The 22,162-nt window shown below is 73.6% G+C and carries 25 protein-coding genes; 11 read left to right on the top strand and 14 right to left on the bottom strand.

Features of this window, described 5'->3' with window-relative positions; genetic code table 11:
* Positions 1–4: 4 nt before the first annotated feature.
* Both AB0G50_RS15445 and xrtP read right to left on the bottom strand, forming a co-directional pair.
* Positions 5–1,291 (bottom strand): glycosyltransferase, encoded by a 1,287-nt coding sequence (locus AB0G50_RS15445; protein WP_360107984.1) that lies wholly within the window; start codon positions 1,289–1,291, stop codon positions 5–7.
* A 44-nt stretch (positions 1,292–1,335) separates the two neighbouring features.
* Positions 1,336–1,848, bottom strand: coding sequence for an exosortase P (gene xrtP, locus AB0G50_RS15440; protein WP_360107836.1), 513 nt, complete (start codon positions 1,846–1,848; stop codon positions 1,336–1,338).
* 109 nt (positions 1,849–1,957) lie between these two features.
* Here xrtP and AB0G50_RS15435 point away from each other — a divergent pair, with 109 nt between their 5' ends.
* The 3 genes from AB0G50_RS15435 to wecB are packed head-to-tail and all read left to right on the top strand — an operon-like array spanning position 1,958 to position 4,007.
* Positions 1,958–2,719, top strand: coding sequence for a choice-of-anchor P family protein (locus AB0G50_RS15435; protein ID WP_360107833.1), 762 nt, complete (start codon positions 1,958–1,960; stop codon positions 2,717–2,719).
* Between the two features lie 5 nt (positions 2,720–2,724).
* Positions 2,725–2,892, top strand: a complete 168-nt coding sequence (locus AB0G50_RS15430; RefSeq protein ID WP_360107830.1) for an LPXTG cell wall anchor domain-containing protein — start codon at positions 2,725–2,727, stop codon at positions 2,890–2,892.
* Entirely contained in the window at positions 2,892–4,007 is a 1,116-nt protein-coding gene (wecB, locus tag AB0G50_RS15425; protein ID WP_360107827.1) for a UDP-N-acetylglucosamine 2-epimerase (non-hydrolyzing), read from the top strand. The genes AB0G50_RS15430 and wecB overlap by 1 nt, the downstream gene beginning before the upstream one ends.
* A 4-nt stretch (positions 4,008–4,011) precedes the next feature.
* On the opposite strand, the gene AB0G50_RS15420 is transcribed toward wecB, so the two are convergent.
* The 5 genes from AB0G50_RS15420 to AB0G50_RS15400 all read right to left on the bottom strand — a co-directional run bounded on the left by AB0G50_RS15420 (position 4,012) and on the right by AB0G50_RS15400 (position 8,473).
* Positions 4,012–4,482: a MarR family transcriptional regulator gene (locus AB0G50_RS15420; RefSeq protein ID WP_360107824.1), complete on the bottom strand. Its 471-nt coding sequence runs from the start codon at positions 4,480–4,482 to the stop codon at positions 4,012–4,014.
* A gap of 2 nt (positions 4,483–4,484) precedes the next feature.
* On the bottom strand, positions 4,485–5,369 hold the full coding sequence (locus AB0G50_RS15415; protein WP_360107821.1) for a class III extradiol ring-cleavage dioxygenase: 885 nt from the start codon (positions 5,367–5,369) through the stop codon (positions 4,485–4,487).
* Positions 5,370–5,383: 14 nt separating this feature from the next.
* Positions 5,384–6,013, bottom strand: coding sequence for a GTP cyclohydrolase II (gene ribA / locus AB0G50_RS15410; protein ID WP_360107818.1), 630 nt, complete (start codon positions 6,011–6,013; stop codon positions 5,384–5,386).
* Between the two features lie 278 nt (positions 6,014–6,291).
* The gene (locus AB0G50_RS15405) at positions 6,292–7,740 is read right to left on the bottom strand and encodes a pyridoxal phosphate-dependent aminotransferase (RefSeq protein WP_360107815.1); all 1,449 of its coding nucleotides are present in this window, start codon (positions 7,738–7,740) and stop codon (positions 6,292–6,294) included.
* Between the two features lie 235 nt (positions 7,741–7,975).
* Entirely contained in the window at positions 7,976–8,473 is a 498-nt protein-coding gene (locus AB0G50_RS15400; protein ID WP_360107812.1) for an ATP-binding protein, read from the bottom strand.
* A gap of 46 nt (positions 8,474–8,519) precedes the next feature.
* Here AB0G50_RS15400 and AB0G50_RS15395 point away from each other — a divergent pair, with 46 nt between their 5' ends.
* Positions 8,520–9,296: an alpha/beta fold hydrolase gene (locus tag AB0G50_RS15395; RefSeq protein ID WP_360107809.1), complete on the top strand. Its 777-nt coding sequence runs from the start codon at positions 8,520–8,522 to the stop codon at positions 9,294–9,296.
* On the top strand, positions 9,293–10,081 hold the full coding sequence (locus tag AB0G50_RS15390; protein WP_360107807.1) for a hypothetical protein: 789 nt from the start codon (positions 9,293–9,295) through the stop codon (positions 10,079–10,081). The genes AB0G50_RS15395 and AB0G50_RS15390 overlap by 4 nt, the downstream gene beginning before the upstream one ends.
* Here the strand turns inward: AB0G50_RS15390 and AB0G50_RS15385 are convergent.
* Entirely contained in the window at positions 10,075–11,694 is a 1,620-nt protein-coding gene (locus AB0G50_RS15385; RefSeq protein ID WP_360107804.1) for a choice-of-anchor P family protein, read from the bottom strand. The genes AB0G50_RS15390 and AB0G50_RS15385 overlap by 7 nt on opposite strands.
* A 247-nt stretch (positions 11,695–11,941) precedes the next feature.
* On the opposite strand from AB0G50_RS15385, the gene lipB reads away from it, so the two are divergent.
* The gene (gene lipB, locus AB0G50_RS15380; RefSeq protein WP_360107801.1) at positions 11,942–12,610 is read left to right on the top strand and encodes a lipoyl(octanoyl) transferase LipB; all 669 of its coding nucleotides are present in this window, start codon (positions 11,942–11,944) and stop codon (positions 12,608–12,610) included.
* Between the two features lie 94 nt (positions 12,611–12,704).
* Entirely contained in the window at positions 12,705–13,898 is a 1,194-nt protein-coding gene (locus tag AB0G50_RS15375) for a cytochrome P450 (protein WP_360107799.1), read from the top strand.
* 3 nt (positions 13,899–13,901) lie between these two features.
* Here the strand turns inward: AB0G50_RS15375 and AB0G50_RS15370 are convergent, their stop codons facing one another.
* From AB0G50_RS15370 to AB0G50_RS15350, 5 genes are read right to left on the bottom strand one after another with little or no spacing between them, the layout of a single operon-like run.
* Complete coding sequence (locus tag AB0G50_RS15370) at positions 13,902–14,738, bottom strand: superoxide dismutase (RefSeq protein WP_360107796.1); 837 nt, start codon at positions 14,736–14,738, stop codon at positions 13,902–13,904.
* Entirely contained in the window at positions 14,735–16,138 is a 1,404-nt protein-coding gene (locus AB0G50_RS15365) for an MFS transporter (RefSeq protein ID WP_360107793.1), read from the bottom strand. The genes AB0G50_RS15370 and AB0G50_RS15365 overlap by 4 nt, the downstream gene beginning before the upstream one ends.
* Positions 16,138–16,638, bottom strand: a complete 501-nt coding sequence (locus AB0G50_RS15360; protein ID WP_360107791.1) for a methylated-DNA--[protein]-cysteine S-methyltransferase — start codon at positions 16,636–16,638, stop codon at positions 16,138–16,140. The genes AB0G50_RS15365 and AB0G50_RS15360 overlap by 1 nt, the downstream gene beginning before the upstream one ends.
* Before the next feature lie 15 nt (positions 16,639–16,653).
* The gene (locus tag AB0G50_RS15355; RefSeq protein ID WP_360107788.1) at positions 16,654–18,123 is read right to left on the bottom strand and encodes an AlkA N-terminal domain-containing protein; all 1,470 of its coding nucleotides are present in this window, start codon (positions 18,121–18,123) and stop codon (positions 16,654–16,656) included.
* A 49-nt stretch (positions 18,124–18,172) separates the two neighbouring features.
* Complete coding sequence (locus AB0G50_RS15350; RefSeq protein ID WP_360107785.1) at positions 18,173–19,480, bottom strand: MFS transporter; 1,308 nt, start codon at positions 19,478–19,480, stop codon at positions 18,173–18,175.
* Positions 19,481–19,562: 82 nt separating this feature from the next.
* Here AB0G50_RS15350 and AB0G50_RS15345 point away from each other — a divergent pair, with 82 nt between their 5' ends.
* Positions 19,563–19,943: a helix-turn-helix domain-containing protein gene (locus AB0G50_RS15345; RefSeq protein WP_360107782.1), complete on the top strand. Its 381-nt coding sequence runs from the start codon at positions 19,563–19,565 to the stop codon at positions 19,941–19,943.
* A gap of 89 nt (positions 19,944–20,032) precedes the next feature.
* On the opposite strand, the gene AB0G50_RS15340 is transcribed toward AB0G50_RS15345, so the two are convergent.
* Entirely contained in the window at positions 20,033–20,317 is a 285-nt protein-coding gene (locus tag AB0G50_RS15340; RefSeq protein WP_360107779.1) for a hypothetical protein, read from the bottom strand.
* A 390-nt stretch (positions 20,318–20,707) separates the two neighbouring features.
* Here AB0G50_RS15340 and AB0G50_RS15335 point away from each other — a divergent pair, with 390 nt between their 5' ends.
* The 3 genes from AB0G50_RS15335 to AB0G50_RS15325 all read left to right on the top strand — a co-directional run bounded on the left by AB0G50_RS15335 (position 20,708) and on the right by AB0G50_RS15325 (position 21,922).
* Positions 20,708–20,959: a hypothetical protein gene (locus AB0G50_RS15335; RefSeq protein WP_360107777.1), complete on the top strand. Its 252-nt coding sequence runs from the start codon at positions 20,708–20,710 to the stop codon at positions 20,957–20,959.
* A 109-nt stretch (positions 20,960–21,068) separates the two neighbouring features.
* Positions 21,069–21,713 (top strand): hypothetical protein, encoded by a 645-nt coding sequence (locus AB0G50_RS15330; RefSeq protein WP_360107774.1) that lies wholly within the window; start codon positions 21,069–21,071, stop codon positions 21,711–21,713.
* Positions 21,714–21,733: 20 nt separating this feature from the next.
* Positions 21,734–21,922 (top strand): hypothetical protein, encoded by a 189-nt coding sequence (locus AB0G50_RS15325; protein WP_360107771.1) that lies wholly within the window; start codon positions 21,734–21,736, stop codon positions 21,920–21,922.
* Positions 21,923–22,162: the final 240 nt, after the last annotated feature.

Here is a 22,162-nt window from a genome sequence, read left to right as displayed (position 1 = left end):
GACGTCAGGGGGCCCGCACCGGGCCGGCCTCGGTGGACGCGTTGCGCGCGGTCTTGACCCAGCCGTCGTGCCCGCGGACCAGCCGGCACAGCGCGCGCCACGAGGTGAGGTAGAAGGAGAGGATGTACAGCGCGTACAGCACGCCGTAGCCCAGTCCGCGCAGCACGCCGCTCCGGTGCTCGCACCGCCGCCGGTAGATCGGACCCCAGATCAGGAAGGGCAGCAGGCCGAACGTGCCGTAGAGGACGAACAGGATCCACGCGCCGCCGGTCAGCCAGCCCCACACCACCTCCGGCTCGTGGGACGCGCGCACCGCCAGCAGCACGAACGGCACCGGGTAGACCAGCGTGCCGAGCAGTTGCAGCCACGGTTGGGCCAGGTAGTACAGCATCTCGGCGGCGCCCAGCGTGCTGATGTGCCGCGACGACCAGATCCGCCGCAGGTAGCGGGCGCACTGCATCGTGCCCTGACCCCAGCGGGTCCGCTGGGCGAGGAACCGGCGCAGGTGCGGCAGCGCCTCCTGGTCGACGTGGGTGTCGACGGTGAACGCGGTGCGCCACCCGGCGGTGAGCAGGTGGACGCCGAGTTCGAAGTCCTCCAGCAGCGAGCCGCGCCACGGCGCGCCGGAGTCGCCGTCGTCCACGGTCATCAACGCGGTCAGCCGGGTGAACTGGCCGTTGCCGCCCATCGAGATCGTGCCGGAGTACCGGCGGGACAGCTGGATCGCGGCGATCGCGGTGCGGAACTCGAGGTCCTGCATGCGCACCAGCGCCCGGCCGAACCACGACCCGCCCGCGTCCCGGTTGCCCATCCGGACGTCGATCTGCACCGCGCCGACGGCCGGGTCGCCGAACAGGTGCTCCGCCGCGCACGCGGCGAGGCAGTTCGCCGCCGGCCGCCCGTCCGCGTCGACCACCGCGACCACGACGAGGTCCGGATCCGCGAAGTCGTCCAGCGACGCGAGCAGCGCCCGGTACCCGGCGTTGAGCGCGTCGCCCTTGCCCCGCCGCGCCGCGGGCAGCCGGCGGCGCACCAGGTGCACCCGGTCGTCGCGCAGCCGGGTCACCTCGGCGACGGTGCCGTCGAACGAATCGTCGTCCACCACCCACACGTCGGCCTGCGGGAACTCGCGCCGCAGGTACCGGACGGTGTCGCCGATGACGGCCTCCTCGTCCAGGCACGGCACCAGGAAGTGCCAGCGGAACGCGGCCGGGTCGCCGTCCGGGCGCGGCCGGTGCCGCAGGAAGGGCACCACGATCACGCACACGTAGCTGACGAACGCCACGCTCATGGTCAGCGCCAGCGCCTGGGTCAACCCCAGCACCAGCTCGACGGTCACCGCGCCGCCCGGGTGGCCAGCGCCACGAACAGCACCAGCGCCGCCGCGCCGCCGAACACGCTCACCATCGACCCGAACAGGGTGTGCCCCCAGTAGTAGCCGCGATCCGTGCCCAACCACCCGATCAGCCCGACCAGCGTCAGCACCCGCAGTTGGTTCACCACGACCACGGCCACCGCGGCGGCCAGCAGCGCGACCGCGACCCGACCGGTCACCCCGGGCCGCAGGCCCACCATCAGCGCGGCCACCAGCAGCAGCGGCACCAGCAGGAACGCCGACGTGCACTCCGGTGTCATCCGCAGGCCGAACGGCGTGTCGCCGCCGAGTCCGAAGTAGACGGTCTGCCGGCGGGCCGCCACGTGCACGCCGGTCGAGGTCACCGCGTCGACCAGCACGCCGGCCAGGCGCACCTCCGCGGTGCGGTACCAGGTCTGGGCGAGGACGAGGGCGACCGCGAGGGCCGCGAACACCCCGGCGCACCAACGTTTCAGCAGCGGTTCCGGGGTCACAACGCGCCACCCTAGGCGCACCCCGCCACCCGCCGCCGAGTTCGTCCACTGTGGAGTGAATCACCGGTTCCGGTTGGCGCGGACGGGTGATCGGACGGAGGGTGCCGGGGTGATCCCCAGGTGGCACGGCACGAAACTCCTCGTGGGCGCGGCGGTGGCCGCGACACTCGTCCTGTCCGCGACGTCCGCGTCGGCGGCTCCCGGTGACGGGTCCGCGTACGCCGCGCGGGCCACGTTGTCCGGCCCGCTGGGCGTGCCGACGGTCAACCTCGGCCCCATCGCGCCGGCCGACGCCGACGGTCCGACCACCGGCAGCCTGGCGTCGCTGCCCGCGAACACGCTGCTGTCGGCCGGGTTGGCGACCACCTCGGCGGTCCGCGACGACTCGACGGGCGTGGTCCAGTCGCAGGCCACGATCAAGGACGTCGGTCTGACGCTCGGCGCGCTCGGCCTGTCCGCCGGCTCGCTCGACGCGACCTGCACCGCCACCCAGTCCGGGAACACGGGCACGTCGACGTTCGGCAGCCTGGTCGTGCTGGGCGAAACCCTGGCCGCGAACCCGGCGCCCAACACGGTGCGCAGCGTCTCCGTGCCGGGACCGCTCGGGCCGATCACCATCGGGTCGATCACGCTGAACGAGCAGACCACCAACCCCGACGGCAGCCTCACGGTGAACGCGCTGCACCTGCGCGTGCTGCCGGGTTCGATCATCGGCACGCTGGTCGGCCAGGGCGACGTGGTGTTCTCCTCGGCGACCTGCGGACCGGCCGCGCCGCCGATCCCGCTCGCGTCCGGGCTCGGGTTGTGGCTCGGCCTCGGCGGTCTGGTGGTCGTCGCGGTGCTGGCCCGCCGTCGCCTCACCACCCGGTGACGGAGGTGTACCGACCACCCGCCGTCGGCGGGACCACGCTCGGCGTCGGCGGCGTGCTGGCGTTCACCGGCTCCGAGCTCGCCTGGTACCTCGCGCTCGGGGTGGCCTGCCTGGTCGCCGGCCTGTTCCTGGTGCGCGCCACCCGCCGCCGCGTCCGCTCGGGACAGGACTGATGCGGCACGTCCTCGCCGTCTACGGCACCCGACCCGAGGCGATCAAGACCGCGCCGCTGATCGCCGGCCTGCGGGCGGACCCGAGGTTCCGCTCGACGGTGCTCGTCACCGGGCAGCACCGGGAACTGCTGGACCAGGTGAACCGGCTGTTCGACATCCAGCCGGACGAGGACCTCGACCTGTGCGCGCCGGGCCAAACCCCGGAGAGCCTCACCGCCGACGTGGTGCGCGCGCTGGTGCCCCGGTTCGACGCGCTCAAGCCGGACGTCGTGGTGGTGCAGGGCGACACGACGACCGCGTTCGCCGCCGCGCTGGCCGCGCACTACGCGCGGGTGCCCGTCGCGCACCTGGAGGCGGGCCTGCGGTCGCACGCGCCCGACCCGTTCCCGGAGGAGGCCAACCGGCGGTTGATCACCGTGCTGGCCGCGCTGCACCTCGCCCCCACCCCGGCGAACCGGGACAACCTGCTGCGGGAGAACGTGCCCGCGGACCGGATCGCGGTCACCGGCAACACCGGGCTGGACGCGCTGTGGTCGGTCGCCACCGGGCTCGGCGCCTACCACGATCCCGTGCTGGGCGTCCTCGCGGCGCGCCGGCACGTCCTGGTCACCGCGCACCGGCGCGAGTCGTGGGGCGAGCCGCTGGACCGGATCGCCCGCGCGGTGCGCGCGTTGGCCGAACTCGAGCCCGACGTGGTGTTCGTCGTGCCGCTGCACCGCAACCCCGTGGTGCGGCACGTGCTGTGCGCGCGGCTGCTGGGCGTGCCGAACGTGCTGCTGACCGAACCGCTGAGCTACCACGACACGGTGCGGCTGGTCGCCGAGGCGCACCTGGTGCTGACCGACTCCGGCGGGCTCCAGGAGGAGGCGCCGGCGCTGGGCACGCCGGTGCTCGTGCTGCGGGACGCCACCGAGCGCACCGAGTCCCTCGACTCCGGCGCGGCCCGGCTGGTCGGCACCTGCGAGCAGCACATCGTGGCGCTGGCGACCCGGCTGCTGCACGACCCCGCCGAGCACGCCCGCATGACGCGCGGCGGCTGCCCGTACGGCGACGGCGCGGCCACCGCGCGCTGCCTGGACGCGCTGGCCGGGCTGCCGCCGCGACCGGTGTGCTGAGGGGTCAGCCGGCGGGCGGCAGGTGCGGCACGATCTTGCCGGTGATGGCGCGCAGCGTCGCGATGTCGTCCGCCGTGAGGTGGTCGAAGATCAACCGGCGGACCTCGGCGACGTGACCGGGCGCGGCGGACTCCAGGACGCCCATGCCCTTGTCGGTGAGCGTCGCGATCTGGCCGCGCTTGTCGGTCGGGCACGCCTGGCGGCGGATCCAGCCCCGCTGCTCGAGGCTGGCGACGGCGTGCGAGAGCCTGCTGGGCGTGGTGCCGGTGAGCCGCGCGAGCTCGGCCATCCGCGCGGCCCGGTCCGGGTGCTCGCTGAGGATCGCGAGGATCTGGTAGTAGACGTGCGGGATGCCGGTGTCCTCGCGCAGCTGCCGGTCCAGTGCCGTCGGCAGCACGACCAGCAGCCGGACCAGGTCCAGCCACACGTCGATCTCCCGGTCGTCCAGCCACCGGGGCGCGGGTGTCCGCTCCACGGTCACCTGGCCTGGAACGAGCGCTTGGCGAAACCCATCATGTAGCCGTCGATCGTGGTCGTGACCGGTGCCGTCGGGTCGGCCGCCGCGCCCAGCGTGACGAACAGCGGGGTGAAGTGCTCGACCGTCGGGTGCGCGTAGGGCATGCCCGGCGCGCGATCCCGGAACGCGGCCAGCTCGTCCACGTCGCCGCGCGCGAGGGCGTCGGCGGCCCAGGCGTCGAAATCGGCCGACCAGCCGGGGACCTTGCCCTCGACGACCATCTCCCGGGTGAGGAACCGCAGGCCGTGCGTCATGAAGCCGGAGCCGATGACGAGCACGCCCTGCTCGCGCAGCGGGCGCAGCCGCTCGCCGAGCGCGAGCAGCGTGGTGGCGTCGTGGGTCGGGATGCTCAGCTGGAGCACCGGCACGTCCGCCTCCGGGTACATGACCTTGAGCGGCACCCACGCGCCGTGGTCCAGGCCTCTCCCCCGGTGTTCGTGGACGGGTCCGGGCACCAGTGCGGCGACCTGGCGGGCGAGGTCGCCCGCGTCCGGGGTGTCGTAGCGCATCCGGTGGTAGATCGGGTCGAAGCCGCCGAAGTCGTAGACCAGGCCGGTGCCGGCGGCGCTGCCGCTGATCGAGAGCGGCGCGGACTCCCAGTGCGCGCTCACGATCAGGATCGCCCGCGGTCGCGGGAGGTCGCGGGCCCACGCGTGCAGCTCGGCCATCCACGGCGAGTCCTCGAACAGCGGCGGCGCGCCGTGGCTGATGTAGAGGCTCGGCAGCGGGCCGTCGTCCGGGGTCCACGCCCGGTGCCCGGCCTTCGCGGCGACCAGGTCGAGGTGCCGGCGGAACGGGTGGCTCGCGGGGATCAGCGCGTCGGCGCGGGCGGTGCTGGTGCTCATGGTGTCCTCCTCGCTCAGCCGGCCAGGCGCAGGTCGAGCGTGTGGTGGGTGTGGTCGACCTTGGCGGCCAGGTAGCGGGCGTTGGACTCGGACAGGTGCACGCCGGTGCGGACCCGTTCCACGACGTCCACGCCGAGCGCGGCGAGCTGGTCGGCCTTGTCGGGGTTGTTGCTGAGCAGCGCGATCCGGTCGACGCCGAGGGCGCGCAGCATCTGGGCGGCCGGGGTGTAGTCGCGCTCGTCCTCGCCGTGGCCGAGCGCGAGGTTGGCCTGGAAGGTGTCGAGGCCGGTGTCCTGGAGCGCGTACGCGTCGAGCTTGGCGTAGAGGCCGATGCCCCGACCCTCCTGGCGCAGGTAGAGCAGGAACCCGCCGTGCCCGGCGATCCGCTCCACGGCCTCGCGCAGCTGCGGCCCGCAGTCGCACCGGGCACTGCCGAACACGTCGCCGGTGAGGCACTCGCTGTGCGGTCGCACGAGCGGTGTGGCGGCGGCGCGCCAGTCGCCCAGGCCCAGCGCGAGGTGCTCGCGGCCGTCGGCGAGGCCGCGGAAGGTGATCACCTCGGCGGTCACGGCGAAGCCGTCGGGGAAGGTCAGCGGCACCTCGACCCGTGCGCGCACCGCCGCCGGCGGACTGCTGGTCGTCATGGCCACCTCCGGAACTTGAAGTCTCAATCATCAGGGTCGTCCCTGGAGGTTGAAACTTCAACATCCGGCGTGGATGGCACGCGTCACACCCTCGGGTTTCGCTCCGCCCAGCCGGGGCTGACCGCCCCCTACTGGTCACCTTCGGTCACCACGTTGTTCTCGCTAGCGTGATGTTCGCACCCGAAGGCGTGGTCTGCTCAACGGAGATCCGATGCGGCGGTGGTGGCCTCACTCACTCGTGGCGGCGGTGGTCCTCCGCCGCGGGCACGTGGCGGCGGTCAGGGGCGCGGGAGGAGTTTGCGCAGGGCGGCGCACAGCCGTTCGACGGCCTCGACCACCACGGCGGCGGGTGCGGCGGTGAAGCAGAGGCGGTAGAAGCCGCGCGGGTCGAGTTGGAACATGGTCGCGCCGGTGAGGAGTTTGACCTTCGCCTCGGTCAGCAGGTAGGTGGCCAGGTTCTGCTCGCGGTCGGTCGGGTCGTCGCCGAACAGGACCGCCTCCGGGCCGCTCGGCGGTGGGGCCAGGGGCAGGTACTCGCGCAGGTCGAGCCAGAAGAACTGGGCGCAGTTGGTGCCCTCCGGGCGGTGGAAGCGGATCCCGTTCGTGGTCAAGGTGTCGCTCACGGCGCGGAACGACACCTGGAGGTCGAGCGCGTAGCCCGCCATCAGGTCGTGCCACCCGGCGACCGGCAGCGTCGCGATGGGCTCGACGTAGAACTGCTTGAGCGCGTCGAACTGGCTGAACCAGGACAGCGGGCGGTGGCGTTCGAGCGGGTCGCCCGCGTCGGTCATCGCCTGCCGCACCTCGGGCGACCGGGACACGACGAACCCGGTGCGGAAGCCGGAGAGGCCGAAGTCCTTGGCGAAACCCCACACGACGTGGACGCGGTCCGGGGCGCCGTGCTCGGCGGCGAGCCGCAGGCCGCTCACGAACCGGTCGGTGGTGTGCGGCAGCTGGGAGTGCCGGTAGATCTCGTCGGAGATCACGTGCATCTCGGGCGACTTCGCGAGCGCCCACGCGTAGACCTCGTGCAGCAGCTCCGGCGGGTAGTTGCCGCCCAACGGGTTGTGCGGGTTGGTGAGCACCAGCAGCCGGGGCGGCTCGGCGCACGCCAGGTAGGCCTTCTCCAGGTCCTCCACGGTCAGCTCGAACGTGTCGTCCTCGGGCCGCGCGCCCTTCTTGTAGGTCGGCACCGGCACGCACCGCAGCGCCGGCACCTCCTCGAACGACCAGTTGAACCCCTGCCAGTAGGGCGCGGGGATCAGCACGCTGCTGCCGCGCGGCACCGGTACCGCGTCGACGCCGCGCGGCGCGGGCACACCGCCGCGGGCCGGTGTCTGGAGGGCCAGGGCGATGATCTCCAGCGCGGAGGAGACGCCGGCGGTCGCGTAGACGTCCTTCGGGTCGACCGGCGCGTGGAACGACGCGGCCAGTTGGCCCGCGATCGCGGTGGTCAGCCGCTGGGTGTCCTGGGGCGGCACGTACCGGGTCGAGTGGACGGGCAGTGGGTGCGGCAGGCCCGCGAAGATCTTCGCCGACAGCGACGGGTACAGCAGCGCGTTCTCCGCGATCGACAGGTCGGCGATCTCCTCGGTCCGGCCGCGCCTGCGCAGCAGCTCGCGGAACGCGAGACCCCGCTGCTCCTCGTCGGGGATCCGGGCGAGCCGCGCGACGTCGTGCCCGTCGAGCACGCCGAGTGTCGTCCGGGAGTCGAGTTGGCGGGTCATGGCCGAACCTCCTTGAGCGGGAGCGCGTCACCCGAAGCCAAACCACCGTTCCCGCGCCCGGACAACCACCCCGACCCCGCCGTGCGCCGTCGTCCACCCACCGGGTGACGCTCGCCGGCGCGCCGGTCACTCGGTGGTCACCCGCACTCGGGAGGTCGCCGGGTGGACTCGCCACGTCCACCGACCCTGTCCGACCAGCCGCGACGCGCGTTCCGGTCGGCCCCCGGGACCGGCCCTAGTCACGGCGCGCGGTCAGGGACGGGTCCGGCAACTCCTCGCCCTCGCCCACCGGGTCCTCGGACCGCTCCGCGATCCAGGCGAGGACCTCGGGGGTGATCCGGCCGACGGTGGCATCGGCGTTGCGGACGGCCAGCCGGCGCAGCAGTTCGTCGTGGTCGACCGGGAAGTGGACCAGTCGCCAACGGCCGCCGTGCGCGGTGACGAGGCGTTTGTAGTCGTCGCGTTCGGCCCGCCGGCCAAGGCCGTGGTCGAGGACCACCGACACGCCGGCCTCCAGCAGGTCGGCCAGGTCCCGGCGGACCCGCGCCACGACCGGGCACAGCAGCTCGAGGTGGTCCTCCTCGGGGTAGTCCTTGCCGAGGCGGCCGTGGGCGGCGACGAGGCGGTCGTCCACCGAGAGCCGGGTGACGCCGGCGCGTTCCAGGGCGCGCGCGTAGGTGGACTTGCCGGCCCCCGGCAGGCCGGTGAGCAGGTACGCGACGGGTTCGGGCATCCGGTCACGATAGTCACGACCATGATCGACGGCACGGGGGTTTAAGGTGCCGGGCGTGAGAACTACGGACGGCGTCGCGCTGCACGTCGACGTCCGCGGCACGGGCGCGCCGCTGCTCCTGCTGGGCGGGCAGGCCAACGACCACCACTGGTGGGATCCCGTGCGGGACGACTTCGCGGCGGCGTTCACCACCATCGCGTTCGACTACCGGGGCACGGGGCGCAGCGACAAGCCCGACGCCGAGTACCGCACGCGCGGGTTCGCCGAAGACGCGGTCGCGGTGCTGGACTCGCTCGGCGTCGCGCGGGCGCACGTCTACGGCACGTCGATGGGCGGTCGGGTCGCGCAGTGGCTGGCCGCCGACCACCCCGGGAGGGTCGACCGGCTGGTGCTCGGGTGCACCTCGCCGGGTGGGGCGCACGGGTTCGAACGCGACGCGCGGGTGCGGAAGTCGTTGGCGCAGGTGGACCAGGCGGCGGCCCGGAAGGCGTTGCTGGACCTGATGTACACGCCCGCGTGGCTCGCCCGGCACGACGGCCCGTTCACCACCCTCGGCGACCCGACGATGCCGCCGCACGCCCGCCGCGCCCACCTGTCGGCAAGCGCCGGGCACGACGCGTGGGCCGTGCTGCCGTCGATCGGCGCGCCGACGCTGGTCGTGCACGGCGCGGACGACCTGTTCAACCCGACCGCGAACGCGCCGCTGCTCGCCGGGCGGATCCCCGGCGCGCGGCTGCACCTGGTCGAGGACGCGCGGCACGCGTACTTCGAGGAGTTCCACGACGTCGCCGGCCCGCTCGTGCTGGACTTCCTCGGCGGATGAGCGCGCACCGGATCGCCACGCCCGAGGCGTTGGACGCGTGGTTGGCCGAGTGCGGGCACTTCGTGGACGGGCACCTCGCGGCGGTCGGCAGGGTGCCCTCCGGTCGGGTCGCGGCCCGGTTCGAGCACTACCTGCGGCACGGTCCGCTGCCCGGTGACCGGCTGGTCGTCGCGGTGCGCGAACTGGCCGCCGCCGCGCCGACCGCGTGCACCGAGCCGGTTCCGCTGTACCCGGCGCACTTCCTGGAGGAGGTCGAGGGCGGCGCGACGGCCGGCGGGTTGTTCGTGGAGACCTGGGCGCCCGGCACGTTCCGGTTGGAGGCACCCGCTTTCCAGGTCCGTGAACTGTCCACAGTGGAGCGTCGGACCGCGCCGTCCGTGCAGGACGACCGGTTCACCGCGGTGCTGGCGACCGAGCGGGACGACGGGTTCTGGGTCGACGCGGTGGGCGCGCTGCTGGGCGCGCCCGTGGTGTGGCGGGCTCTGGGCGGTGGCGCGCGACCGGCCGGGCTCGACCCCGACGGCTGCTTCCTCCAGCTGGCCGCCGACCTGGACACGACCTCCGGCGGCGTGTGGCACGCGCGGCACGTCGGGCGGGCCCGCAGCTTCCACCGGTCCAGTGCCGGCGCGGACCTGTGGTGGGCCGTGCGGACCGTGGTGAGCGGGGTGCGCGACCTGACCGAGGTCCGCACCGGCAACTGCACGTTCCGGCCCGCGGACTGGCTGGGGTACCTGGCGACCGGCGTGCTGCCGCCGGCGGGACGACTGCGCCCGGTCGCCTACTGAGCCGGGTAGGGCGTGCACGGGGTGGCGAGGACGGCCCTGGCCTGGGCCACCTCCAGCACCACGCCCGACCGCAGCGTCACCTTCAGCCCGGTGACCCGCACGCCGTCGGCCAGCGGCACCCGCTCGTTGACCACCACCGTGCCGACGCCCGGCAGGTCGAGGGTGAGCGTGGTGGTGCCGGGGTTCACCGGGCGGCCGAGCACCCGCAACCCGGTCAGCACGACCGAGTCCGCCGTGCTGACCGCGCCCGTGTCGTCGTCCCTGGCCTGCGCGGCGGCGCCGATCTCGTCGGCGGTGATCAGACCGCCGAGCAGGACGACGCCGGCGGAGCGGGCGAACGCGGTCGAGGTGCGCAGGCCCGCCGCGTCGACCGCGCCCACCACGCCGGCGGTGAGCACGCCGACCGACCCGACGCCCGGCCACCCGGCGCCGAACCGCCGGTTCTGGTCGGTGCCCGGCGTCGGGGTGCAGGTCAGGTCGGCGGACGCGACGGGACGCGCGTCCAGGGCCGGTCCGCCGAGTCGGGCGCCGTAGGCGTGGGCGTCGAACGACAGGGTGGGCGGCGTGAAGCGGACCGCGGCGCAGCCGGGCGCGTCGAGGCCGGTGAGCTGGGTGTCGGCGGCGCACGTGGTGTAGGTGCCCGCCCGGCGCGCGCGGACCGGCACGGTGACGGTGCACGAGGCCCGGCCGGCGGCCAGGCTCGCGATGGCCACCACGGCCCCCTCGTCGAAACCGGTGGTCGCGTCGGCGCAGTCGGTGCTCGGGTCGGCGGTGGCGGTCAGGCCGACGGGCAGTTGGCCGCGGAAGGACCAGCCGTTCTTCGGCGCGCGCTCGGGGGTGTTGGTGACGGTGAAGGCGAGCGTCGCCGTTCGGCCGACCTCGGCGGGTCCGTCGTAGGCCACGTCGAGCTTCGGCGTCACGTCGAACACCCGCAGGTTGTCGAACGCGAAGTCGTTGCCGACGCCGCTGCCCTGGGCGTTGGTGAGCCTGACCCCCAGACCCGTGCCGCCGAACAGGACCGGGGTGTCGGAGAGGTAGGTGCCGACGGCGACACCCCGTTCGAACCGCTGTGGCGCGGCGCAGGCGTCGATCGGGGTGGTGGTGGCGGGGATGGCGACGTCGTGCTGCACGAGGTGGAAGGCGAGCTTCGCGTGGTCGGCGAAGCAGTTGGCGGCGGCCACGTCGATCCCGAAGGCCACGAACCGGTTGGGCGCCACCGGGATCGGGCGTCGCGTCTCCAGCACCACCCGGTCGGGCCCGGGATCGCGCTCGGTGTACGCGCCCACCACCCGGTTCGACTGGCCCGACCACGACCCGAGTTCGGCGGCGAGCCCGCGCAACGCCGTCCAGCTCGACGGCCGGCATCCCGGCGCGGGCGCGTCCGGGGCGTCACCGGTGACGAGCACCCCGTTGCACCCGCCGCGCCACTCCGCGTCGGCGGCGTAGGTCTGCCCGGTCGCGCCGGTGTAGTCGGTGAGCAGCCGGGCCTGCCCGTACTCGAAGTCCTCCCCGAACACCACCGGTTCCGCGGCGGCCGCCCGGGCCACCCCCACCACGAACGGCACGATCAGCACCGCCGCGAGCGCGACCGCACGTGCTGGTGCTGCACCCATCGAGAACCCTCCGCCGACGTTCGACCTGGCCTCCAGTGGTGTCGTGCCGAAACCCGAACCCCCTTAGCCGCGCCGGCACTACTCCACCTGGACGTGCCACGGGTTCATCCGAACGCCGACCGGCGACCGTCCGATGAGGACAGCCCGTGGCCACCGGGCCACCCGGACGTGCGGCACCGGCCTCTCGTCGCGGTGCGCACCCGGAGCCCCGCCACGCCGGCTGAACTCGCGGGCGTGGCATGGTGGTGTGGTGGGGTTTGCGGCGTTGGCGCGGGTCGACCTGGGCGAGGTTCCGTACGTCGAGGCGGTCGAGGCGGTCGAGGCGGTCGAGGCGATGAGTGGGTGGGCCGACGAGTGCCGGGCCGGGGGTGGCGATCGGTTGTTCCTGTTGTCGCACCCGCCCGTGGTCACCTACGGCAAGCGCACCGACCCCGCCGATCTGCCGACGCCCTCCGCCGGGCTCCAGGTGGTCGCGGTGGACCGGGGTGGGCAGGCGACCTACCACGGGCCCGGGCAGGTCGTGGGGTACCTGGTGGCCAACGTGCGCGAGCGCGGGCCGGCGGACGTGGTGCGGTGGGTGGAGCACGGGATCGTGGACGCCTTGGGCGCGTTGGGGTTCACCGCGCGGCGGCGGGACACCGAGCCAGGTGGGCCGAGCCTGGTCGGGGTGTGGACTGCCGACGACCTGAAGGTGGCGTCGATCGGGATGCGGATCCGGGGTGGGGTGAGCACGCACGGGTTCGCGGTCGACGTGGATCCGGACATGGCCGTGTACGACCACTTCGTGGCCTGCGGGATGGACGGGTCGATGACGTCGTTGCGCCGGATCGCCGAGCGGGAGGGGCGGCTCGTGCCCGCCGAGGGCGAGGTCCGGGACGCGCCGGCGGACGCGCTCGGGGCGCGACCGAACGGGTAACGGGGTTCCGCCGCGCAGGTGAGTTTTCCGGGCGGGTCGCGGGGCGCTGCTACCGTCCGGGCACGGGATTGCCGCTCAGGGGTGGGGGCGCTTCGTGGAACCGATCGTGCTGGACGCCGAGGGCGTCGACATCCACGGCGAAGGGGCCCGGATCCGGGCCCGGGGGCCGATCGCGCTGGTGGAGATGCCCGGCGGGGTGCGGGCGTGGGCGGTGGGAGAGGCCGCGACGTTGCGGGCGCTGCTGGCCGACCCGCGGGTGTCCAAGGACGCGAGGCGGCACTGGGGCGCGCTCGCCCGGGGCGAGGTGTCCGAGGAGTGGCCGCTGTTCCTGTGGGTCAGCGTGCGGAACATGTTCACCGCGTACGGCGCGGAGCACCGGCGGTTGCGGTCGCTCACCGCGTCGGCGTTCACCGCCCGGCGCACGGCCGCGCTGCGCCCCGAGATCGAGCGCATCACCGCCGACCTGCTCGACGCGCTGCCGAACCCGGCCGACCTGCGCGCGCACTACGCGTACCCGGTGCCGATCGAGGTGATCTGCCGGCTGTTCGGGGTGCCGGACGACCTGCGCGCGGGCATCAAGGAAACCGTCGACGTGGTGTTCGACAGCGCCGCCACGCCCGAGGTGGCGGTGGCCAACGCACAGCGCATGTACGGGCTGTTCGAGGAACTGGTGGCACACAAGCGGGAGCGGCCCGGCGACGACCTGACCAGCTCGCTGATCGCGGCGCGCGACGAGGACGACGGCGCGCTCACCGAGCCCGAGCTGATCGACACCCTGCGGCTGTTCCTCACCGCGGGCCACGAGACGACGGTCAACCTGCTCGACCACGCCATCACCGCGCTGCTGACCCACCCCGACCAGCTCCGCCGGGTCCGCGCCGGCGACCTGACGTGGTCCGACGTCGTGGAGGAGACGCTGCGCTGGCAGGCGCCCGTGCCGTACCTGCCGCTGCGCTACGCCACCGAGGACATCGCGATCGACGGGGTCACGATCCCGCGCGGCGACGCCATCCTGGCCGCCTACGCCGCCGCCAACCGCGACCACGCGCTGCACGGCGACACCGCCGACGTGTTCGAGCCGGGCCGGCCGCACCAGCAGCACCACTCGTTCGGCCACGGCGTGCACCACTGCATCGGCGCTCCCCTGGCCCGCCTGGAGGCGGCGATCGCGCTCCCCGCCCTGTTCGACCGCTTCCCGGACCTCGAGCTCGCGGTCTCCCCCGCCGAACTCGCCAGGCTGCGGACGTTCCTGTCCAACGGCCACACCGCGATCCCCGCCCGGTACTAGCCGTCAGGGCAGGGGTATCGCCACGGCGGTGTAGGTGGTGGTCGGGGTGGGCGTGGTGGTGAAGCGGCCGTTGGGCAGGTAGAGGCGGTCGCGGTGGCGGGCGATCGTGGTCGGCACGTCGAACCTCGGGTCGGTCACCCGCGCGACCAGCGTTGCACGGGACCCGGTCGGGTCGAGGGTGACGACGGCGACGCGGTCGTCCCGGTTCTCCGCGACGTAGAGGGTCGTGCCGGCGCGCAGGATCCCGTCGGTGTTGGACAGCGGGCCGCCGGTGATCGGGATTTCCGCGGTGCGGCCCGTGGTCGGGTCGACGCGGAACAGGACGCCGGTGTTGTGCTGCGCGACGATCAGGGCCCGGAGGTCGGGGGTCGTCTCGATGCCGTTGGAATTGGTACCCGGACGGAAGCGGATGTCCCCCGACAGAGGGAGCGTCTCGTGGTGGGCGGGCAGGGTGTCGTCCGCGGTCCGGGGGATCTTGTGGAGGACGGGTGTGGTCGAGTCGGTGAACCACGCGCCGTCGGGCGCCAGCACCACGTCGTTGACGAACGTGGCCTCGGTGGCGAAGCGGTAGGACGCCAGGAGCGCGCCGGTGCGGGTGTCGAGGACCCGGGCGTCCCCGCCGCCACCGCCCGCGACGAACAGCCTGCCGTGCCGGTCGATCTTCAGACCGAGCGCGGCGGCGTCCGCGGTCCGGGTCAGGTGGGCGCCGGTGCCGTCGGCCAGGTCGACCCGGAAGATCGAGCCGGTGCCCATGGACCCGAAGTAGGCGTACCGGTCGTCGATCGCGATGCCCTCGGGGCGGAACCCGTCGGGCAGGGTCAGGGTGGTGGGGTGGTTCACGTCGCCCTCCTCGGTGCGGGGATCAGCAGAGCCGCCGACAGCGCGCCCACCAGCGTCGACCCGCACGCGGCGAGCGCGACGACCCGGATCGAGGTCGCCTCGGCCAGCGCCGGTCCGGCCAGCGCGCCGACCAGCGTCGCGGCCGCCTCGCCGGTGAACAGCGCCGCGCTCACCCGACCGAGGACGGCGTCCGGGGTGGCCCGCTGCACGGCGGTCTGCGTGCCGACCACGACCGTCGAGCCGGCCATCCCGATCAGCACCGCCGACGGCACCGCGGCCAGCATCGAGGCGGAGCCGAACAGCAGCGCGAAACCCAGGCCGGTCAGCACGAGCGCGACGCCCAGCAGGGCGCGCACCTCGACCCGGTCGACGGCCCACCGCACGACCGGCGCGCCGAGCAGGAAGCCGACGCCGAGCCCGGACATCAGCACGCCGCCCTGGGTCGCGCCGCCGAGCGACTCGACGGCGAAGGGCATCAGCAACGCGGTGAGCGAGGCGTTCGCGCCCAGGAACAGCGTGGTGACCACCAACAGGGCGGACAGCGTCGCCGACCGGCGCAGGAAACCCCACCCCGCCACCAGGTCCGCGAAGACGCCACGCACGCCGACGGGGGTTCCGACGGGCGCGGTGGTGGCCGCGGTCGAGTCGGCGGCAGTACCGGTGGTCGTGGCCGTAGTCGGGACGGGGGCGGACGACGCGGGCGGGGTGGCGGCGGCAGGTGCGGACCGGCCGGGCGTCGCGACGGGATCGGCGGTGCCCGGCGCGGTCGGGGTGGCGGGGTCGGGGTCGGGGTTGGGGTCGGTGGTGGCGGGGTCGGTGAGGTCCGTGCGGGGGCGGCGGGTGGTGCGGGTGAGGGCGAGGACCGAGATCAGGTAGGTCGCCGCGTCCAGCCAGACGACGGTGTGGAAACCCGCCGTGGCGAACAGGACTCCGCCCAGGGGGCCGCCGATCAGCCGGACCGCGCCGTCGGTCAGCGAGTTCAGGGCGTTCGCCGAGCCGAGCAGCCGGCCGGTGCCGACCACCGCGGGCACGTGGGCCTGGGCGGCCGGGCGGAAGGCCAGCGTGCCGACGCTCTCCACCACCAGCGCGACGTAGACCAGCCACAGGTGCCGGGGTTCGCGCACCGGCAACAGCGCGAGCACCGCGACCGCGCGCAGCAGGTCGGCCGCGATCATCACCCGCCGCCGGTCCCAGCGGTCCACCAGCACGCCCGCGATCGGGCCGAGCAGCACCGGCGGCAGGAACTCGGCGGCGAGCGCGTACCCGGTCGCGAGCAGCGAGTGGGTCAGGGCCAGCACCTGCGCGGGCACCGCCACGACCAGCAGCCACGAGCCGAGCTGACTGATCGAGCGGGCACCCCACAGCAGGCGGAAGTCCTTGACGTGTAACGCTTCCAGCATCACCACAGTCCGTTGTGGACGGCCGGCGCGCCGCGCTCGAAGTCGAGCAGGAACCGCTTGCGCTCGAGGCCGCCGCCGTAGCCGGTCAGGTCGCCGGTCGAGCCGACCACCCGGTGGCACGGCACGACCACGCTCACCGGGTTCTTGCCGTTGGCCAGGCCGACCGCGCGGGACGCGGTGGGGTTGCCCAGCCGCCGCGCCAACTCGCCGTAGGTCACCGTCCCACCGTAGGGGATGTCGCGCAGCGCGTCCCAGACCCGGCGCTGGAACTCGGTGCCCGCCAAGGAGAGCGGAAGGTCGAACGTGGTGCGCTCGCCCGCGAAGTACTCGCCGAGCTGCTCGGTGACGGCCGCGAACGGGGTCGCGTCGGGCGTGCCGAACGTGTCCTGCGCGGGCCGGTGCCGCTGCTCGACCATGTAGACGCCGGACAGCAGTCCGTCGGTGGCGACCAGGGTGAGATCGCCGATGGGGCTGTCGATGGTGGTGTGGACGCGTGCCACGGGAGTCGCTCTCCTTCAGCTCGAAGCGGGCATGGTGTTGATCGGGTGGTCGCTGGTGCCCCACAGGTGTTGGACGGCGTAGGCGCGCCACGGTCGCCAGGCCCGCGCCCGCTCGGTCAGGGCCTTCGGCGCTTCCGGCAGGCCGAGGTCGCGCGCCGCGAGCTTCACGCCGAGGTCGGCCGCCGGGAACGCGTCAGGGTCGCCCAGCGCGCGCATCGCGACCACCTCGACCGTCCACGGCCCGAACCCCGGCAGCGCGCGCAGTTCGGCCCGCGCCCGGTCCCAGTCGCCGCCGGGTCCCAGTTCCAGCCCGTCGACCAGCGCGCCGACCAGGGTGGTCAGCGTGCGCCGGCGGGCGCCGGGCATGGCCAGCGACCCGGGATCCAGCTCGGCCAGTGCCGCGGGCGAGGGGAACAGGTGGGTCAACCCGCCGTTCGGGTCCTCGACCGGCTCGCCGTGCGCGACGACGAGCCGGGCCGCGTGGGTGCGCGCGGCGGCGGTGGACACCTGTTGGCCCAGCACGGCGCGCACCGCGAACTCGGCCGGGTCGACCGTGCGCGGCACGCGGCGGCCGGGGTGCGCGGCGACCAGCGGCGCCAGGACCGGGTCGGCGGCGAGCTGACCGTCCACCGCGACCGGGTCCGCGTCCAGGTCCAGCAGCACCCGGCAGCGGTTGATCGCGGTGGTCAGGTCGCGCAGGTCGGCCAGCGTCAGCTCGCACGCGACGTGGTCCGGGCGCGGCCGCAGCGCGACCAGACCCGGTCCGTGCGGGAGGCGCAGCGTGCGGCGGTACGCGCCGTCGCGCCACTCCTCCACGCCCGGCACGCCGGTGGCCACCAGGTGCCCGAACAGGTTGTCCGGGCACAGCGGCGCGCGGAACGGCAGCCGCACGGTCAGCGCCGTGCCGGTCACCGGGCCGTCCCGCCGCCCGGCCGCGCGCAACTCGGTCGGGGTCAGCGCGAACACCTCGCGGACCGCCTCGTTGAACGACCGCACGCCCGCGAACCCGGCCGCCGCGGCGACCTCGGTCATCGGCAGCGCGGTGGTTTCGATCAGCAGCCGGGCGGTTTGCGCGCGCTGGGCCCTGGCCAGGGCCAGCGGACCCGCGCCCAGCTCGGCCCGCAGCTGCCGTTCGACCTGCCGGACGCTGTAGCCGAGCCTGCTCGCGAGGCCGGGCACCCCGTCGGTGTCGACCACGCCGTCCGCGATCAACCGCATCGCGCGGGCGACCAGGTCGGCGCGCTCGTTCCACCGCGGCGACCCGGGACTGGCGTCGGGCCGGCACCGCTTGCACGCCCGGAAACCGGCCTGCTGCGCCGCCGCCGCGCTCGGGTAGAACGTCATGTTCCGGGCTTTCGGCGGCACGACGGGGCAGCTCGGCCGGCAGTAGATCCGGGTGGTCAGGACGGCGGTGAAGAACCAGCCGTCGAACCGCGCGTCCTGGGACCGGACGGCGCGGACGCAGCGGTCGACGTCGGTGTGCATGCACCCATCATGGCCGTCGCGCGGAGCGGGAGCCGGCAGAAAAACGACATCACGGTGCGGCCGTCCGGACCGGACGGTCCCGGCGGGTCACCACCGCGGCGAGGACCAGCGCGGCGAGCGCGAACCCCGCGCACACCAGGAAAGCAGCGGAGTGGTCCGCGCCCGCGACGGCCGTGGCGACCGCGAGTCCGAGCCCGCCGCCGACCTGCTGGCTGGTGTTGAACACCCCCGAGACGAGCCCGGCGTCGCGCTCGGTCGCCTCGGCCATGCCCAGCCCCATCAGGGCCGGCATGGCCAGCCCGAAACCGACGCCGAGGAGCAGCGTCGACGGCAGCACGCCGAGGGTGTACGACGCGTCCCGGCCGAACAGCGCCAAGCCGACCACGACCAGCGCGAGCCCGACCAGCAGCACCGGCCGCGCGCCGAACCGGGTGACCACCCGCGCGGACAGCCCCAGGGACACCGCGCCGATGCACAGGGCGACGGGCACCAGGCCGAAACCCGTGCGCAGGGCGTCGAAGCCGAGCGCGCACTGGAGGTGCAACACCCCGAAGAACAGGAAGCCGAACACGGCCGCGGTCAGCAGCGCGAGCACCCCGTTGGCGCCCGCCACCGCGCGGGACCGGAAGGTGCGCGGCGGGAGGAGCGGGTCGCGGGCCGCGGCCTCCCGCACCACGAACCCGGCCAGCAGCAGCACCGCGGGCACCGCGACCCGGGCGTCCTGCACGATCGCGTACACCAGCGCCAGCACGCCGGTGGTCACCAGCACGCCGCCGAGCACGTCCGCCGCGCCCTCGCCCCGCCGGTCGCGGGTCAGGTAGCGGGCGCCGAGCCCGGCCGCGACGCCGATCGGGAGGTTCACGTAGAAGATCCACGGCCACGACGCGAGTTGGGTCAGCACGCCGCCGAGCACCGAGCCGAGCGACCCGCCGGCCGCCTGCACGAAGCTGAACACCCCGAGCGCCCGCGCCCGTTCGGCGGGATCGGGGAACAGCGGCACGAGCATCGCGAGCGTCACCGCCGACACCAGCGCGCCACCCACGCCCTGCGCGACCCGCGCGGCGACGAGGGTGCCCGCGTCGGTCGCGAGCCCCGCGGCGAGCGAGGCGGCGGTGAACAGCGCGAGCCCGGCGAGGAAGACCCGACGGCGGCCGAGCAGGTCGCCGAGCCTGCCGGACAGCAGCAGGAACCCGCCGAACGGGATCACGTAGCCGTTGACCACCCACGCCAGACCGGCGTCGGTGAAGCCGAGGTCGGCGCGCAGGACGGGGAGCGCGACGCCGACCACGGTCTGGTCGACCACGATCATCAGCGTCGCGACGCACAACACCGCGAGGGCGCGGTACCGGTGTTCCATCGGGTCGACCTTCCTTGAGTGCACTCCTTGTAACGGGGGTCATCGTCTGTGACCATGACCCGGTGCGGAAGGAGGCACTTCCATGTCACCGAGGAACACCGGTGTGTCCGACGAGGTCATCGCGCAGGCGTGCCCGGTGCGCGAGGTGCTCGACCGGGTGGCCGGCAAGTGGAGCATCCTGATCGTGGTCGCCGCCGCGCGCGGCCCGGTGCGGTTCACCGAGCTGGAACGGGCGATCGAGGGCATCAGCCGCCGGATGCTCACCCTGACGCTGCGCAACCTGGAGCGCGACGGCCTGCTGACCCGAACCGTCCACCCGACGGTGCCGCCGAAGGTCGAGTACGCCCTGACCCCGATGGCCGTGGAACTCCACGCCTCGCTGCTCGGCCTCACCGACTGGGCCGAGCGCCACCGCACCACGATCCACGCCGCCCGTCGGGCCTACGACGCGGACCACGCCTGACCCGGTCGTGCCGGGTCACGCTCGGCACTCTCCGGTGACGACGCCACCGGTCGTCGCGCGGCCCGGCCAGGCGGCCGGCGGGGACGGCGTCACGGCGGCGGCTTGACGGCGCGCCACCGCAGCATTCGTTGACGGGCGCCTTGAGCGGACATGCCCAGCACCATGCCGAGTTCCTCCCAGGTGAAATGTTGCGGCGTGTCGCCGTCGTGAGCTTCCTGGAGCAGTTCACCGACGTGGTCGTCGGCGGCGCGGCGCACCTGCTCGGCTGCCCACAACCGCGCGAGAACAGGCTCGGGAAATCGCTCGCGCAGAGCTTCCGCAATCTCTGATTCAGCTCTTCTCGCCTGGCTTTCGACCAGCTCTCGCTCCCCCACGGGCGCACCCTACCGGTGCACCCACCCCGGTGCACAAATGTGTTCCGGAAGATCATTCGAGCCTGCTCCGAATAGGCTAGCTCTTTGCTCGGCGAGACAATTCGAACTTCACTCCACTGCCACGTATCCAGCCGCTTCGACAAGGTCGGGTCACGTTGAGTCGCAGGTCGGGAGACTGCTCGGGAGATCGGTCGGGCGATGTTCCTTATGCCGTTGCCCAATTACCCGAATTTCCCCTATGGTCGGTGCCCGGACCGACTGCGAGTACCGACCGGCGGCGCCCGAACAATGGGCGGGCCGGAAAATTCTGACGCTACGTCGAAGTAGTGTGTCCGACGCGGCCGGTCCGGTGTCGAGTACCGGGACAAGGGGGAAAACATGGTGATCTCGATGAGAGTTCTGCGGAGTGCGGTCGTGGCCGTGGTCCTGACGGCGGGTGCCCTGGTGGCCGCCGAGGCCGTCGCGGGTGCCCAGCCGGCGACGGGGCGACCGGCGGACGTCCTGGAGGTCCCCTACTGCCCCGAGGCGGCGCCCCAGGACGGGGAGTACCTCGGCAGCGCGGTCGTCGGAGGCCATCACCTCGACTACTACAAGGTGCCGAACCTGTTCGGGTTCAAGTTCGTCCAGGTGACCTGCGACTGACGGTCGCGCACCGGCGGTTCCGGTGACGCGCCCCGACCCGTCCGGGCGGGCGCGCACCGGGGAGTCCGGTTCGGCCCATCCCATGCTGAGCACAAGAAAGGTGAGTGCCATGCAGTTCGGTCTTCGTGCTGTTCTTTCCCTACTCGCGGCAATCGTGGCCGCGTTCGCACTGCTCACACCCGTCGCGTCCGCGGCGCCCGCCCCGGAACTGCCCGGCCCCGTCACGGCCGTGCTCGACAGACTGGCCGCGGGCAACCCACTCGACGCGGCCGACCGCGCGGTATTGGTCTCCTATCCGGAGGTCGCCGCGCAGGTTCTCGACCCGGATCGGGCCACGGTCGAGTCGACGGGCCCGCAGGTCGCCGACACCACCGAGGCACCGGTCGTCGCCGGCGGCGGTCCGCACGCCCTCGGAGCGGGGTGCTGGACTTGGGACTACAAGGTGTACGGCTACACCGTATTGGGATTTGTCGCCTACGTCTTCCACCACGAGGTGCACTGGTGCACGAACGGCAGCACCGTGCTGGGCATGCACTACCGCAACGCGTGGCCCAGCGAGTTGGACGGCAACATGTACTGGCGGGGATTGGTCGGCAATTCCGCCACCCCGACGCCGAACTGGGAGGCCCAGTCGTTCATGCAGGGCGCGATCGAGAACTGCGTCCTGAAGTACGGCTGCATTCGAACCAACTACCCGTGGAGCCGGATTTACCTGTACGGTAACGGGGACACCAGTGTCGGGTGGGGGCACTGAATCGGCGAAACGGACTGCTCATGACGATCATCCGCACGCTGCTCGTCTTCCTGGCATCGATCCTCGTCCTCTCGCTCGTCGTGGCGCAGGTCGGCAACGTGGGGGTGGTCGAACTGGCGATCGTCGCCCTGGTCGCGGCGGCCGCCACCGCCCTGGTCGAAGTCCTGCTCAGGCGAAGGTCGGCGGCCAGGAGGTCGGGCGTCGACTAGCTCCGCCGAGCGCGGCGTGACCGCCCGCCGCGGCACGGGTCGCGAGTCGACCGGCTGAACCGAAGAGGGTGCTCCTGTCCCGCACCGCGGGGCGGGAGCACCCTCTTCGCGCGCGGGTGTGGCAGCGGCTGAACGGAGCACGGGCGCTCGGGCGGCGCTACGCACGGGAGCGGACGTTCGGCAAGTGCGGCTCAGCATTTGGACGAGTCACGCTCGGTGTTGACTCGGTCGCTCTGCGCT

This window comes from Actinosynnema sp. NPDC020468, from assembly GCF_040642015.1.
In the GTDB taxonomy this organism is placed as follows: Bacteria; Actinomycetota; Actinomycetes; order Mycobacteriales; family Pseudonocardiaceae; genus Actinosynnema.
The sequence above is the reverse complement of the archived record's forward strand: the minus strand, read 5'-3'. Positions and strand labels throughout refer to the sequence as shown.